Raw genomic sequence first — 15,119 nt, forward strand, 5'->3', positions numbered from 1 at the left:
GGGAGAGGTGGACGCGAAGCGGACGGTGAGGGGGGTACTTGGCGATTGCATCAAAGAAAAAACGCCCCTACTTCCTCCCCTGGACCAGATCCTCCTCGATATCCATCTTGCCGTAGAGCCGGGTCTTGTAGACCTCGTAATTTTCCATCACCCGCTGCACATAATTGCGCGTTTCGGTGTAGGGGATGCGCTCGATCCAGTCGACCACTTCGTCGATCGGCTTGCCGCGCGGGTCGCCATATTTGGCAACCCATTCCTGGGCGCGGCGGGGGCCCGCATTATAGCCCGCGAAGGTGAGAATATAGGAGCCGTCGAAACGGTCGATCTGCTCGCCGAGGAAATGCGCGCCGAGCGTGGCGTTATAGGCGGCGTCGGTGGTCAGGCGCGGCTTGGAATAGGGCATCCCGGCGCGCTCGGCCACTTCCTTGGCGGTCGCGGGCAGCAATTGCAGCAAGCCGCGTGCCCCTGCGCCCGACACGGCGGAAACGTTGAACTCGCTTTCCTGCCGGGCAATCGCATAGGCGAGCGCCTTGCCCGATCCATTGATATCGGCGTTTTCCGGGATCGCGCCGATGGGATGCGACAGCGCGCCGATATCGAGCCCGCGCCCCGCGGCTATCTTGCCGACCCGCAGCGCCATATAATGCTTGTCGTTGCGCTCAGCCATCGCCGCCAGCAGCGCCAGTTCGCCCGGGCTGTTCAGTTCCTCCGCCAGGTCGCGGTAGAGCATTTCCGCCCGCGCGCCATAGCCGATGGCCTCGAGCCGCCGGATCGCCTGCACCGCCTGGCGCTCGTCGAATCGCGTGCGGTCGGCGGCGGTCGGCTTGGGGTAGGGCAGTTGCAACCGCGCCTCGCCGAGCTTTGCGGCCGCGAGCTGGCCGTAGAAGGTTGTGCCGTAATGCGCGGCCTTGGCGTAGTGCGCCTTGGCATCGCCGCCCGCGCCCGCTTCCGCTGCGCGCCCCATCCAGTAATGGGCGCGGGAGGCCGAAATCGGCTTGGAAGAGATTTCCGCGATCCGCGTGAAATGCTTCATCGCCGTCTTCGGCTCGTTCAGCGCGCGCAGCGCATACCACCCGGCATGGAACTCCGCCTCGGCAGCCATGGCCGGGGTTTCAGCAGCATGCACCGCGGCGAGGCGATAGGCGATCTGCGGCTTGCCGAGATCAAGCAGCTCGCGCGAAAGAATGCGCCGCTCCACCCACCATGCATCGGGGTCTACCAGCTTGCTCGCCTCGCGCGGCGCGCGCAGCATCAGCTCCGCCGCTTCGCTATAGCGCTCCCGGCTGCGCAGGTGCTTTATCTGTGCGAAGGTGTAGACCGGGTTCGTGTGCCAGGCGGCATCGACGGCGGCGAGCTTCTTCGCAGCGTCGGGCGCCTTGCGCGAGACGGCGGCGAAGGCCTCGTAGAGCGATTGCGCGTTCGCCAGCTTCGCCACGCGGCTCGCCGATTGGATGCGGTTGTCATAGAGCATCCGCACCATGCGGCGCTGATGGTCCTCCCGCGTCAGCACATTGCCGAATTCGCGCAGGATGATCTGCTCATCCCTAAAATCGAGTTTTTCCTCGCGCCAGCTATGCGCCAGGATCTGCCGCGCCTTGGCGCTGTCGCCCTTGGCCATATGCGCACGAGCGAGAAGGATCATTCCATCAGTTGTCTTCGGACGGGCTGTTCCGAAGGCCGCGATCACCGCATCCGGCGATGGATTTTCCTTGGCGAGCGCATATTCGAAATTGCGGCGCAGCGCCGCGACGCCCGGCCAGCCCGGCAGTTCCCGGGCCGCAGCGGCGATATCGGCGCTCGACAGCCCGTTCGCGCCTGAAAGGCCGATCGCCCATGTCAATATGTGGCGGTCGAGCGATTTGGGCGGCATGGCGTTGCGGACGGCAAGAGCTTTCGCGGCATCCTTGCCATAGAGCGCGTCCAGCCCCAGCTTGAGATTATCGTTGAGGATAGGCTTGTCCGGCTGGGCGATGCCTGCTGTCGTGAGTGGGTCGGGCTTGATTGCGGCGGGGAAGGACCGCGCCGCGGTGGCCGCGAAGGGGCGCGCGTAAGGGGTGGGCACGCTCTCCGGCAGCACGGGGTCCGCGCCCGCCGGGCCTATCCCCGCCATTACAGAGCCGGCGAAGAGGGCCTTGCGCCAGAGATTTTTCACCAAAGCTGCTGAACGCATGGATGACTGCGCCCTTCTTTCCACGGTTTCGTCACTGCACGGATGGTATTCCCGCCCGGTGAAGAGATGATTAACGAAAGGTTAGCGTATTCGCTCGATTTATCCCAGTTGACTTCGGTCGAATGCTCTTGCCCCAGCCCTGTGGCAAGACTATGGTGCAGCGCTTTAGGCCATGGCTGTCCGCCTGGCCTGGGGGCGCCCGCCACTCATTATTCAAGCATGATTCTGGAGAATTCACCGATGCTGAAGGGGTCCATTACGGCACTTGTCACGCCATTTACACCCGATGGCGCCTTTGACGAGAAATCCTTCCGCGCCCTGGTGAACTGGCAGATCGAGGAAGGCTCGCATGGCCTGGTGCCCGTCGGCACCACGGGCGAGACCCCCACGCTCACCCATGCGGAGCACAAGCGCGTCGTGGAAGTCTGCATCGAGGAGGCGAGGGGCCGCGTGCCTGTCATCGCCGGCGCCGGCTCCAACAATACGCGCGAGGCAATCGAGCTTGCCCAGCATGCAGAAAAGGCGGGCGCAGATGCCGTACTCGTTGTTACGCCCTATTACAACAAGCCGAACCAGCGCGGGCTCTATGCGCATTATTCCCAGGTGGCGAAGGCCGTCTCGCTGCCGATCGTCATCTACAACATTCCCGGCCGTTCGGTCATCGACATGACGCCAGAAACGATGGGGCAGCTCTCTCGCGACCACAAGAACATCGTCGGCGTGAAAGATGCGACCGGCAAGATCGAGCGCGTTTCCGAGCAGCGTCTCGCCTGCGGGCATGAGTTTATCCAGCTCTCGGGCGAGGATGCCACGGCGCTGGGCTTCAACGCCCATGGCGGGGTAGGGTGCATCTCGGTGACGGCCAATGTCGCTCCGCGCCTCTGTTCCGAGTTCCAGGAGGCCTGCCTCGCCGGTGATTTTGCCAAGGCGCTCGGCATCCAGGACCGTTTGATGCCGCTGCACAAGGCGCTGTTCATCGAGCCAAACCCGTCTGGCATCAAATATGCCCTGAGCGTCGTCGGGCGGCTGGAGAATAGCCTGCGTTCGCCCATGGTGCCGGTTGAAGCCGCCACGGCAGAGCGCATCGATCAGGCGATGAAATATGCGGGGCTGATCAATTAAGGGGGCAGGTGAGTAAGGGAATAAGCCGAATTCTTCCCGATTCTGCACTTTCTGCCTACTCCCTTATTCCCTTACTGCCCTATTCCCTTATACAAAACCGTCATGAACAAGCCCAACAACGCTCCGGCGCGCAAGATCGTCGCGGATAACCGCAAGGCGCGCTTCAATTACGAAATCCTCGATACGCTCGAGGCTGGCCTCGTGCTGCAGGGCACGGAGGTGAAATCGCTGCGCTCCAATCAGGCCAACATCGCCGAGAGCTATGCGAGTTTCGAGAATGGCGAGTTCTGGCTGATCAATTCCTATATCCCGGAATACACGCAAGGGAACCGCTTCAACCACGACCCGCGCCGCCTGCGCAAACTGCTCCTGAGTCGCCGCGAGATGGCGCGGCTGGCCAACTCGGTCGACCGAGAAGGCATGACTGTCGTGCCGCTCAAGCTCTATTTCAACGAGCGCGGCCGCGCCAAGCTGGAACTGGCATTGGCGCGCGGCAAGAAGCTGCACGACAAGCGCGAAACGGAAAAGCAGCGCGATTGGAACCGCGAGAAGTCTCGCCTGCTGCGGGATCGGGGATAAATTCGTCGGAACTTGAATTCTTGGGGTGTTTCACATATATTTCCGGAGTGGCTCTAGGAGCCTGAAACTCCCAGAGCCGATTTACTGTTTAGAACTCAACCCGGACGGTAATTATCCAGCCCGTCCGGGTTTTTCGTATCTGCAGCGTGATCCTGATAGGTGGTATAGGATACCACATCATTTCTCACCTCCGTAGTTCGAGAGCGAGGCACTCGCCTGTGCCGGCGCAGCCAGCGCCGGTGCGTTGGCTGGTCCCAACGCTTTCTGCGTTCCGTCTCGAACCTGTACTTTGTAGCAGAGATTTTAATCAAGAAAAGCAGGTTTAAGCGGAGCGTCAGCGCAGGCTATCCAAGTATTTTCGCACATTCTCAAATACACTGCGGAACATATCTTCCGTCAGTACACCAGTGTTGGTGTTGTAGCGCGAGCAATGATAGCTCGAGAAAACCTCAAGATTTGAAATAGTGCTCACCCGCCCATGGCCGAAGGGATGCTTCGCGACGGGCTGCCCCAGGGCGCGGATGGTGGAATCATGCGCGATCTTGCCGAGTGTGACTATAGCGCTGAGCTTGGGGAAGCGGCGGATGACGGGTGTCAGGAACTGCCGGCAATGGTTGATTTCGGCGGCAGTCGGCTTGTTCTCGGGCGGCACGCAGCGCACCGCATTGACGATGGCCGCATCCGTGAGTTCGAGGCTGTCGTCCGGCCGTGCCTCGAATGTGCCGCGCGCAAAGCCGAAGTCGCCGAGGGTGCGATAGAGCAACTCGCCCGCATAATCGCCGGTGAAGGGGCGCCCGGTCCGGTTCGCCCCGCGAAGGCCCGGCGCCAGTCCGACGATCAGCAGACGAACGTGATCGTCCCCGCCTGCGGGCAGAAAGGGCGGAACGGGCGCGTTATGCCAGCCCGGCTCCTTCTCACGCCATTCGGCGAGGAAAGCATGCAGACGGGGGCAGATCGCGCAATCGGGCGAAGGCTCGCAGGACATTTTATCGATGACAGGATGCTCCCATCATCAATAATCTTCATCCTCGATTTCTTCCTGGCGCCGCACGACCCGTTCAGGCCGCTCGGAAGGATCGCGCCCGATCTCGGCTTTCAGCGAGGCTAAATCGATGAAATGGTCGGCCTGACGGCGCAGATCGTCCGAGATCATCGGCGGCTGCGTGGAAAGGGTCGAGACGACGCTGACCTTGCGTCCCCGGCGCTGGAGCGCTTCCACCAGTGAACGGAAGTCGCCATCGCCGGAGAAAATGACGAAATGGTCGATCGTATCCGTCAGCTGCATGGCATCGACGGTCAACTCGATATCCATATTGCCCTTGACCTTGCGGCGTCCGGTCGAGTCGGTGAATTCCTTGGCTGCCTTCGTCACCACGCGATAGCCATTATAATCGAGCCAGTCGATCAGCGGGCGGATCGAGGAATATTCCTGATCTTCCACCAGCGCCGTATAGTAATAGGCGCGAAGCAGATAGCCACGCTTCTGGAAGGCCTTGAGCAGCTTGCGATAATCGATATCGAAGCCCAGGGTTTTGGAAGCGGCGTAGAGGTTGGCACCGTCAATAAAGAGCGCGAGCTTCTCGCGGGAGTCGAACATGCCTCAAATATCCATCTTGGCCTGCATGGGAAATGGCGGGCCTGGTTTGAAAATATGGGTGGTGGCAGGCAAATGGCTCTTCGCCATGCCTTCCCGCCCTTGTACGCCGCTCCAACGCAAAATCCAAGCAATTATAAGTTGGCAGAATATGCAACCATAAAGGGAGTGTGAGCGTAAAGGAAGAGGGGCACATGTTTATAGGCGGAAAATAAACCATGGGGTCGTTTCCCTTATTCCCCCACTCCCTTATTTCCGTTCCGCTTGTCTTTTCCCCCCACAAGCGCTATGTGGCAAGAAATCCCGTTGAACGACCAGAAGAATGAAAGGGGCAGCAATGGCCCGCGTCACCGTAGAGGATTGCGTCGATAAGGTTGAAAACCGGTTCGAGCTGGTACTGCTGGCAAGCCATCGCGCGCGCCAGATTTCGCAAGGAGCCGGCATCACCGTCGATCGCGACAATGACAAGAACCCCGTCGTGGCTCTTCGCGAAATCGCGGATGAGACGCTGTCGCCCGGCGACCTGAAGGAAGACTTGATCCACTCGCTGCAGAAGCATGTGGAAGTGGACGAGCCGGAGGCCGTCGCCCAGCCGCAGCTGACCGGCAATGCCGAGGAAGTCGCCGCCGAAATCGCCGATGCGGCGGAAGACGATATCGTTTCCTTTGACCGCATGTCGGAAGAGGAGCTGCTTGCCGGTATCGAAGGTCTCGTCGCTCCGGAAAAGAACGACGACTATTGATAAAGCGAAACAGGCCCTGGCGATATCCTCAGGGCCTGTTTACTTTCTTGCACCATTTTCGACATGCGCCGTTGCTCTCAAGCCGCGGCGCATGTTTGTGTAATGTGTACGGGTATTTACAAGGAGAACAAGGCCGATGATGCGCCAGTACGAGCTTGTCGAACGCGTCCAGCGTTACAAGCCGGACGTCAACGAGGCGCTTCTCAACAAGGCCTATGTCTACGCCATGCAGAAGCATGGCAGCCAGAAGCGGGCTTCCGGCGATCCTTATTTCTCCCACCCGCTCGAAGTCGCCGCCATCCTCACCGACATGCATCTGGATGAGGCGACCATCGCCATCGCGCTCCTGCATGACACGATCGAGGATACGACCGCCACAAGGCAGGAGATCGACCAGCTCTTCGGCCCGGATATCGGCAAGCTGGTGGAGGGGCTGACCAAGCTCAAGAAGCTCGACCTCGTCTCCAAGAAGGCGGTGCAGGCGGAAAACCTGCGCAAGCTCTTGCTCGCCATCTCCGAGGACGTGCGCGTCCTGCTCGTCAAGCTTGCCGACCGTCTCCACAACATGCGCACCCTTGGCGTCATGCGCGAGGACAAACGCCTGCGCATCGCCGAGGAGACGATGGATATCTATGCGCCGCTTGCCGGGCGCATGGGCATGCAGGATATGCGCGAGGAGCTGGAGGAACTGGCCTTCCGCTATATCAACCCCGAAGCGTGGAAGGCGATCACTGACCGGCTCGCCGAGCTCCTGGAAAAGAACCGCGGCCTCCTGCAGAAGATTGAGCGCGACCTCTCCGAGCTTTTCAAGAAGAACGGCATCAAGGCCACCGTCAAGAGCCGCCAGAAGCAGCCCTGGTCGGTCTTCCGCAAAATGGAGACCAAGGCGCTCTCCTTCGAGCAATTGTCCGACATTTTCGGCTTCCGCGTCATCGTCGATACGGTGGAGGAATGCTATCGGGCGCTGGGCATCATCCACACCAGCTGGTCGATGGTGCCGGGCCGCTTCAAGGATTATATCTCGACGCCCAAACAGAACGATTACCGCTCCATCCACACCACCATCATCGGCCCGTCGCGCCAGCGCGTGGAATTGCAGATACGCACCCGCGAGATGGACGAGATCGCCGAATATGGCGTCGCCGCCCATTCTATTTACAAGGATCGCGGCAGCGCTGAAAATCCGCACACCATCTCCACCGAGACCAATGCCTATGCCTGGCTGCGCCAGACCATCGAGGCGCTGGCCGAGGGCGACAACCCGGAAGAGTTTCTGGAGCACACCAAGCTCGAACTCTTTCAGGATCAGGTCTTCTGCTTCACGCCCAAGGGCCGGCTCATCGCCCTGCCGCGCGGCGCGACGCCTATCGACTTCGCCTATGCTGTCCATACCGATGTGGGCGATAGCTGCGTCGGCGCCAAGGTCAATGGCCGCATCATGCCGCTGATGACGGAACTCCAGAATGGCGACGAGGTGGAGATCATTCGCTCCAAGGCGCAGGTGCCGCCCGCCGCCTGGGAATCGGTCGTCGTGACAGGCAAGGCCCGCGCCGCCATCCGCCGCGCCACTCGCGTGGCGGTGCGCAAGCAATATTCGGGCCTCGGCATGCGCATTCTGGAACGCGCCTTCGAGCGCGCGGGCAAGACCTTTTCCAAGGACAGCCTGAAGCAGGGCCTGCCGCGTCTGGCGCGCAAGGATGTGGAGGACGTGCTGGCCGCTGTCGGGCGCGGCGAACTGCCATCCACGGATGTGGTGCGGGCGGTCCATCCGGATTACCAAGATACGCGCGCCACGCTGCACAGCCCCGCCAAGGGCGGCGAAAAGGGCTGGTTCAACATTCAGAATGCCGCCGGCATGATCTTCAAGGTGCCGGAGGGCGGCGAGGCGGAGGCGAAAGCGGCGGCTGTCGCCAGGACCCCCGAGGCCGGCGGCAAGCGCGCTTTGCCGATCCGCGGCGCCAATGCTGATCTGCCGGTGCGCTTCTCGCCGGAGGGCGCGGTGCCGGGCGACCGCATCGTCGGCATTTTACAGCCGGGGGCAGGCATCACCATCTATCCCATCCAGTCGCCGGCCCTGACCGCCTATGACGACCAGCCGGAGCGATGGATCGACGTGCGCTGGGATATAGACGAGCAGATGAAGGAGCGCTTCCCCGCCCGCATCAGCGTCACCGCGATCAATTCGCCGGGCTCGCTTGCTGAAATCGCGCAGGTCACTTCCAGCAACGACGCCAATATCCACAATCTCTCGATGGTCCGCACGGCCCCTGACTTCACCGAAATGATCATGGATATCGAGGTGTGGGACCTGAAGCATCTGAACCGCATCATCTCCCAACTGAAGGAAAGCGCCTGCGTCAGCGACGTGCGGCGGGTTAACGGATAAAACTAGGAATACCCATGAACACCGACGACGTCCTTGCCGTCTTCCGCGAGGCGGGAGCCATCCTGGAAGGCCATTTCATTCTGACATCAGGCTTGCGCAGCCCCGTCTTTCTTCAGAAGGCGCGTGTCTTCATGCATGCGGACAAGACCGAGAAACTCTGCAAGGCACTGGCCGAGAAGATCGAGGGAGCCGGGCTGGGCCGGATCGATTATGTCGTGGGTCCGGCCATCGGCGGGCTCATTCCATCTTATGAGACCTCCCGCCATCTCGGCGTTCCCTCGATCTGGGTGGAGCGTGAGAACGGCGTCTTCCGGCTGCGCCGCTTCGAGATTCCCGAAGGTGCGCGCGTGGTGATCGTCGAGGACATCGTCACGACAGGCCTCTCAATCCGCGAAACCATCGACTGCCTCAAGGGAATCGGCGCAGAGGTACTCGCCGCCGCCTGTATCGTCGACCGCTCGGCGGGCAAGGCCGATGTCGGCACACGGCTGATCGCGCTGGCGGAATATGAAGTGCCTGCTTATGCGCCCGACAATCTGCCGCCGGAACTGGCGGCGATACCGGCGGTGAAGCCGGGGAGCAGGAATATTTGAAGGACTGGCGCCCTCCTTCCCCCTTGCGGGGAAGGTGCCCGCGGAGCGGGCGGATGGGGGTGGTGACGTTTGTGCTTTTGCTGAAGAACGTGGCGCGCGCGTCACCACCCCCACCCGACCCTTCGGGCCACCCTCCCCGCAAGGGGGAGGGAAGGGCGCGAGCCCGCCCGGCAGGACAGAGGGGCGACGTAGAGCGCCCGCATTTCCACATTTGATCCCCATCAAGGCCGCTATCGCCGAATGCCATACAACGGGTAATCGGAAATGGAAGCGGACGGGGCGAATGTCAGTTACCGCGATCGATCATACCTACATCAAACGCTATGCGGCACTGGCCGTGCCGCGTTATACCTCTTATCCCACCGCCGCCGATTTTTCGCCGGTCACGCCGGAGCAGCATGCAAGCTGGCTTGCCAATGTGCGGGCGGAGGATGCGGTATCGCTCTATATCCACGTCCCCTATTGCCGCCAGATCTGCTACTACTGCGGCTGCTTCACCAAATCCGCGATCCGCAACGATGTCATCCGCACCTCGGAAGAGACCATCATCGACGAGATAAACCTCGTCGGCGGCCTGATGCGCACACGGCCGGGCGTGACGCGACTGCATTGGGGCGGCGGCACGCCTACCATTCTGGGCGCCGATGGTCTTCGCCATATCGTCGAGACGCTGGAGCGCTATTTCCATTTCTCGCCATCGATGGAGCATGCCATCGAGCTTGACCCGCGCTATGTGACGCCTGACATGGCAAGAGAGTTGGCCGCGCTCGGCGTCAACCGCGCGAGCCTCGGCGTGCAGGACGTGGACCCCACGGTGCAGCGTGCCATCGGCCGCATCCAGCCTTTTGAGACCATCGCCAGGGCGGTGACCAGCCTGCGCGATGCAGGCATCGAAAACCTCAACTTCGATCTTATCTACGGCCTCCCATACCAGACCGTTGCTTCATTGCGCGCCACCTGCGAGGCGGTGGCGGGCCTGTCGCCCGACCGTGTCGCCTGTTACGGCTATGCGCATCTGCCGCGGCGCCGCGCCAACCAGCGCCTGATCGACGAGCGGGCGCTGCCGGGCAGCGTCGAGCGTTTCGAGCAGGCGAGGGCGGTGGCGGCAAGCTTCGCGGCCCATGGCTATGCCCCCATCGGCATCGACCATTTTGCCAGGCCCGGCGACGCGCTGGCAATTGCGGCGGGCGAGGGGCGTCTCCACCGCAATTTCCAGGGCTATACGGACGATAATTGCGAGACGCTGATCGGCTTCGGCCCATCCTCCATCTCGCGCTTCGGCGAGGGATTCGCTCAAACGAGGGCCGATATCGGGCAATATGGCAGAGCGATTGCGGAGGGCAGGCTCGCCACGACGCGCGGTCATGTCTTCACCGAAGAAGACCATATCCGCTCCGGCATCATCGAGTGCCTGATGTGCGATTTCGCCGTCGATCTCGCAGGCGCCGCGCCCTCTCTCGACCTCTCCGGGGAGAAAATGGCCTTGCAGCGCCTGGCCGTCGAGGGAATCCTTCGCCTGGAGGGAAACAGGGTCACCATGACCGAGCGCGGAAGACCCTTCGTTCGCCTCGCGGCGGCGGTGTTCGACGCCTTCCGGGAGGATCATGCACATGCGTTCAGTGCGGCGGTTTAAGGGAGTAGGTGAATAAGGGAATAAGGGAGTAAGGGAGTAGGAAATACGCTGCTAACATATTCCCTTACTCCCCTATTCCCCTACTCCCTTAACCCTTCCGCATATTCGGCAGGAACACCGTCAGCAGCCCGAGCAGCGGCAGATAGGAGCAGATCGTATAAACATACGATATGCCCTTGGCGTCCGCGACAAGACCGAGCACGGCGGCGGCGATGCCGGCCATGCCGAAGGCGAAGCCGAAGAACAGCCCGGCGATCATGCCGACCCGGCCCGGCACCAGCTCCTGTGCGAAGACGACGATGGCGGGGAAGGCCGAGGCGAGGATGAAGCCGATGATCACGGTCAGCACCGCCGTCACCGGCAGGCTGGCGTAAGGCAGCGCCAGCGTGAAGGGCAGAACGCCGAGGATCGAGAACCAGATGACGGCGCGCGAACCGATCTTGTCGCCGATGGGGCCGCCAAGGATCGTGCCGAGCGCGACCGCGCCGAGGAACAGGAACAGCAGCAGCTGCGAGGCCTGTACCGAAACGCCGAAGGTCTGCATGGTGTAGAAGGTGTAATAGCTCGATATGCTTGCGAGGTAGATGTTCTTGGTGAAGGTCAGGATCGCCAGCACCACGAGCGCGACGATCACCTTCTGGCGGGGCAGGGGCAGCGTCCGGTTCGGCGTCGGGCGGTTGGCATTGGTCGAACGGTAGTGCGCATACCAGTTGCCCACCCGCCACAGGATGAACATGCCCAGCAGCGCGGCGACGGAGAACCACGCCACGCTGCCCTGGCCGCGCGGCATCACGATGAAGGCCGCCAGCAGCGGGCCGATTGCCGTGCCGAAATTGCCGCCGACCTGGAACAGCGATTGCGCCAGCCCGTGCTTTCCGCCCGAGGCAAGCCGCGCCACGCGCGAGGATTCCGGATGGAAGATCGACGAGCCGATGCCGACGGAGGCCGCGCCCGCCAGAAGCAGCGGATAATGCCGCGCGAAGGCAAGCATGACCAGCCCGATGAGGGTGAAGCCCATGCCAACCGACAGGGAATAGGGCATCGGCCGCTTGTCCGTATAAAGCCCGATGATCGGCTGCAGAATCGAGGCCGTGACCTGGAAGGTAAAGGTCAAAAGCCCGATCTGCCAGTAATCGAGCTGATAATTGTCCTTCAGCATCGGATACATCGCGGGCAGCAGCGACTGCATCATGTCATTGAGCAGATGGCTGAAACTGACCGCGAGGATGATGCTCATCGTCGTCGTCTCGACGGCTGAGCTGATGGGCCGGTCGGCCGCGGCGGTGGTATCGGTCACGATAGACTCCGGAAAATTGCTTGCGTGGCCGTAAGCCCCGGCCACGGGATCGTTGCAGGGGCCGGTTCTACAGAAGTTGCAAGCAACCTGCTTTCGTGGTTTGGTCCATTTCTTTCGCGATTGGGCCAAACTGATGAGACGGCAGCTATTCCCCGAATTTCTCTCGATGGAGAGGGAAGAACTGCAAAAACTGCATCAGCAGCGTCTTTTCATGCTCGAAAATATGCAGGGACCGCTGATTGCGCTTCCGACGAGATATCCCGACGGCTATTTCGTGCCGCGTCACAGCCATAGCCGCGCCCAGCTTCTATGCGCTTCGCAAGGGGTGGTTTTGGTGACGACGGATGCCGGACGCTGGATGGTGCCGGGCGACCACGCGATCTGGATACCGGCGGGCGTGGAGCATTCGGTGGAAATATTAGGCGAGGTCCTGATGCGCTCCATCTATGTCGCCGTCGATGCGGTCGCCGGTGTGCCCGACCATCTCCATGTGGTGGGGCTGACCGACCTGATGCGCAGCCTCATCGACGACGCCACCTCCTCCGACAGCATACCCGAACCCGGCAGCCGCGACGCGCTGGTGATCGAATTGATCCTGCGCGATCTGCATACCCTGCCGGAAAAGCCGCTGGGCTTGCCTTTCCCCACCGATGCCAGGCTCGCCGCGCTCTGCCGTCGTTTCATCGAAAAGCCGTCTCCCCGCGCCACGATCGATGAATGGGCCGAAAAACTCGCCATGAGCCGCCGCTCCTTCACCCGAACCTTCCAGCGCGAAACGGGCCTCAGCTTCTCGCTCTGGCGCCAGCAAGCCTGCCTCTTCGCCGCCCTGCCGCGCCTCGCCGATGGCGAGCCGGTGACGAGCGTGGCGCTCGATCTGGGATACGACAGCGTCCCCGCTTTTACGACCATGTTCAAGCGGATGCTGGGTGTGCCGCCAAGGTATTATGGGGGAGGGAAGTAAGGGAGTAGTAGAAACGAATGCCCTACTGCCCCGATTTCCGACCATTTATTGTTTTTCCATCGGTCATCACATATATATGTGATTGGAGATTTCACTGATGCTGAAAAACACCACATTCAATCTGCCTGACAAGCTCGTAGCCCGGGCCAAGGCTTATGCCGCCAGCCATGGGACGACGATGACCGCGATTGTCCGTGAGCATCTGGAGGCGATTACTTCGGATATCTCCAATATTGGGGAGGATGACCCTTTGCTGGCCTATTCGAAGGGGCAAATCGCCCGCGACGAAGCGATCCGACGGCTCGGCTTACGTGATTACGAGGAACTGCTGGTCGCGCTTGGCGATGCCGACCTGCCGATGCCGCTTCCCCCCGCTCACGAAATCGAAAATCAGGCCGTCACCTTGGCCCGGCTTTGGAAACAATCATGAAGCGCTGCACGCTCATTATTCCGGATTCCGGGCCGTTCAACAGCCTGTGGGTGGCGGATCAATTGCACCTCCTGCTGGCGCTTGAAATGCCGCTCGTGGTTGTCGATGCGGTCTATGACGAACTGACAAGCGACCCCGCCTATCTCAAGGATAGGGAAGTCAAGACATTCATCGACGGCAACCGGCCGCCCTTTATGATCGAGGCCACCGATATCGGACAGGAGCAGCGCCGGAAACGGCAGCGCGGCGAGCGGTTGAAGAAGAATGCCGGAGAATTGGCCATTGTCGATTTCATGTCCTCGGACGAGGGCTTGCGCAAATTTCTGCGCCCCGGCGACCCGGTGGCGATCCTGTTCGAGGATGCAGCCATCCGTGTTTTCAACAAGCCGCCGCATCTGCATCTTCTCTCGACCGTTGGAATGCTGCGCGGGCTGGAACGCGTCGGCGTGGTCGCATCGGCGGATGAGATCATTCATGAAATGACGCATCCGACCAAGCCGGGCCGGCGCCCTTCCGACTCGCGCGCCTTCACCGACCTTCCGGAAGGCATTGATGAACCCGCAGCCATAGGCAGCAAATGGGTGCCGGGCTGAGACGTGCCTGCTTACTATGCTTCGCCTATTCCCTTAGTCCCTTATTCCCGCTATGAAACTCTCATGCTTTTTCAACGCCGCAAACCAGCAGGTTTCAGAGAACGGCTGCGCACCTGGCTTTGGCCGCGGCGGTCATTTTCCCGTTCGTTCCGCTATATGGGGAAGCGCCTGATGCGGATCACCGCTTCGCCCCATGCGGTCGCGGCGGGGCTGGCGGTCGGTGTGTTTTCGGCTTTCACGCCGTTTTTCGGCTTCCACATTATCATCGCCATTATTCTTGCCTGGCTATGCGCGGGCAATGTGGCGGCGGCGGCGCTGGGCACGACGGTCGCCAATCCACTGACCATCCCCGTCATCTGGGGCGCGACCTTCGAGTTCGGCCGGTTCCTGCTGACCGGGAATCTCTCGTCGGCGGACATGCCGGACCATCTCGGCCGGTTCCTTCAGCATTTCAACCTCGCCGATATATGGGGGCCCGTGCTGAAGCCGATGCTGTTCGGCTCGACGGTGCTCGGGCTTGTCTTCGCGCTGGCCGTCTATGTGGCCGCGCGCTGGGCCACCGCCGCCTTCCGTCGCAAGCGGCTGGAACGGCTGAGAGCGAGGGCCTGCGCGGCATGATCATCGGCATCGGCAGCGATCTCATCGATATCCGCCGGGTCGAAAAGACGCTGGAGCGCCATGGCGAGCGCTTCACCCACCGGGTTTTCACCGACATCGAGCGGGCAAAGTCCGATGCCCGCGCCCAGCGCGCCGCCTCCTATGCCAAGCGCTTCGCCGCCAAGGAGGCCTGCGCCAAGGCGCTCGGCACCGGCATGTCGGACGGCGTGTTCTGGCGCGACATGGGTGTGGTCAATCTGCCGTCGGGCAAGCCGACCATGAAGCTGACGAATGGCGCGGCGGCGCGGCTTGCCCGAATTGTGCCGCCCGGTCACACCGCTGCCATACATTTGACCATTACCGATGATTTCCCTCTGGCGCAGGCATTTGTAATCATTGAGGCGCTGCCTTCGTCCTGACAT

At 61.6% G+C, this 15,119-nt stretch carries 15 protein-coding genes; 11 read left to right on the forward strand and 4 right to left on the reverse strand.

Translation table 11 applies throughout. The annotated features are described in order from the left end of the window. Positions 1–67: 67 nt before the first annotated feature. Positions 68–2,110, reverse strand: coding sequence for a lytic transglycosylase domain-containing protein (locus tag ACOWVG_RS02675; RefSeq protein WP_420960164.1), 2,043 nt, complete (start codon positions 2,108–2,110; stop codon positions 68–70). 300 nt (positions 2,111–2,410) lie between these two features. Here ACOWVG_RS02675 and dapA point away from each other — a divergent pair, with 300 nt between their 5' ends. Next, complete coding sequence (gene dapA, locus ACOWVG_RS02680) at positions 2,411–3,292, forward strand: 4-hydroxy-tetrahydrodipicolinate synthase (protein WP_420959932.1); 882 nt, start codon at positions 2,411–2,413, stop codon at positions 3,290–3,292. A 102-nt stretch (positions 3,293–3,394) separates the two neighbouring features. Continuing rightward, complete coding sequence (smpB, locus tag ACOWVG_RS02685; RefSeq protein WP_420959933.1) at positions 3,395–3,871, forward strand: SsrA-binding protein SmpB; 477 nt, start codon at positions 3,395–3,397, stop codon at positions 3,869–3,871. 334 nt (positions 3,872–4,205) lie between these two features. On the opposite strand, the gene ACOWVG_RS02690 is transcribed toward smpB, so the two are convergent. After that, a complete protein-coding gene (locus tag ACOWVG_RS02690; protein WP_420959934.1) occupies positions 4,206–4,856 on the reverse strand; it encodes a uracil-DNA glycosylase in 651 nt (216 codons plus the stop codon). Positions 4,857–4,883: 27 nt separating this feature from the next. After that, the gene (locus ACOWVG_RS02695) at positions 4,884–5,468 is read right to left on the reverse strand and encodes an NYN domain-containing protein (protein WP_420959935.1); all 585 of its coding nucleotides are present in this window, start codon (positions 5,466–5,468) and stop codon (positions 4,884–4,886) included. A gap of 334 nt (positions 5,469–5,802) precedes the next feature. Between ACOWVG_RS02695 and rpoZ the strand changes: the two genes are divergently transcribed. The 4 genes from rpoZ (at position 5,803) to hemN (ending at position 10,819) form a co-directional block, all read left to right on the forward strand. After that, entirely contained in the window at positions 5,803–6,207 is a 405-nt protein-coding gene (rpoZ, locus tag ACOWVG_RS02700) for a DNA-directed RNA polymerase subunit omega (protein ID WP_420959936.1), read from the forward strand. A 136-nt stretch (positions 6,208–6,343) separates the two neighbouring features. Beyond that, complete coding sequence (locus ACOWVG_RS02705) at positions 6,344–8,593, forward strand: RelA/SpoT family protein (RefSeq protein ID WP_420959937.1); 2,250 nt, start codon at positions 6,344–6,346, stop codon at positions 8,591–8,593. 14 nt (positions 8,594–8,607) lie between these two features. After that, positions 8,608–9,186 carry an orotate phosphoribosyltransferase gene (gene pyrE, locus ACOWVG_RS02710; protein WP_420959938.1) on the forward strand — a complete coding sequence of 193 codons (579 nt, stop codon included), beginning with the start codon at positions 8,608–8,610 and terminating at the stop codon, positions 9,184–9,186. A gap of 283 nt (positions 9,187–9,469) precedes the next feature. Next, positions 9,470–10,819, forward strand: coding sequence for an oxygen-independent coproporphyrinogen III oxidase (gene hemN / locus ACOWVG_RS02715; protein ID WP_420959939.1), 1,350 nt, complete (start codon positions 9,470–9,472; stop codon positions 10,817–10,819). An 88-nt stretch (positions 10,820–10,907) separates the two neighbouring features. Here hemN and ACOWVG_RS02720 read toward each other — a convergent pair whose 3' ends face one another. After that, entirely contained in the window at positions 10,908–12,056 is a 1,149-nt protein-coding gene (locus ACOWVG_RS02720) for an MFS transporter (protein ID WP_420960165.1), read from the reverse strand. Between the two features lie 193 nt (positions 12,057–12,249). On the opposite strand from ACOWVG_RS02720, the gene ACOWVG_RS02725 reads away from it, so the two are divergent. From ACOWVG_RS02725 to acpS, 5 genes are all read left to right on the forward strand, one after another. After that, positions 12,250–13,077: an AraC family transcriptional regulator gene (locus ACOWVG_RS02725; protein ID WP_420959940.1), complete on the forward strand. Its 828-nt coding sequence runs from the start codon at positions 12,250–12,252 to the stop codon at positions 13,075–13,077. Between the two features lie 97 nt (positions 13,078–13,174). Next, entirely contained in the window at positions 13,175–13,507 is a 333-nt protein-coding gene (locus ACOWVG_RS02730; RefSeq protein ID WP_420959941.1) for a DUF6364 family protein, read from the forward strand. After that, on the forward strand, positions 13,504–14,100 hold the full coding sequence (locus tag ACOWVG_RS02735) for a hypothetical protein (RefSeq protein ID WP_420959942.1): 597 nt from the start codon (positions 13,504–13,506) through the stop codon (positions 14,098–14,100). The genes ACOWVG_RS02730 and ACOWVG_RS02735 overlap by 4 nt, the downstream gene beginning before the upstream one ends. Positions 14,101–14,163: 63 nt before the next feature. Beyond that, entirely contained in the window at positions 14,164–14,718 is a 555-nt protein-coding gene (bspA, locus tag ACOWVG_RS02740; protein ID WP_420959943.1) for a type IV secretion system effector BspA, read from the forward strand. Beyond that, entirely contained in the window at positions 14,715–15,116 is a 402-nt protein-coding gene (gene acpS / locus ACOWVG_RS02745) for a holo-ACP synthase (RefSeq protein WP_420959944.1), read from the forward strand. The genes bspA and acpS overlap by 4 nt, the downstream gene beginning before the upstream one ends. Positions 15,117–15,119: the final 3 nt, after the last annotated feature.

It is taken from the genome of Brucella sp. IR073 (assembly GCF_049065735.1).
GTDB lineage: Bacteria > Pseudomonadota > Alphaproteobacteria > Rhizobiales > Rhizobiaceae > Paramesorhizobium.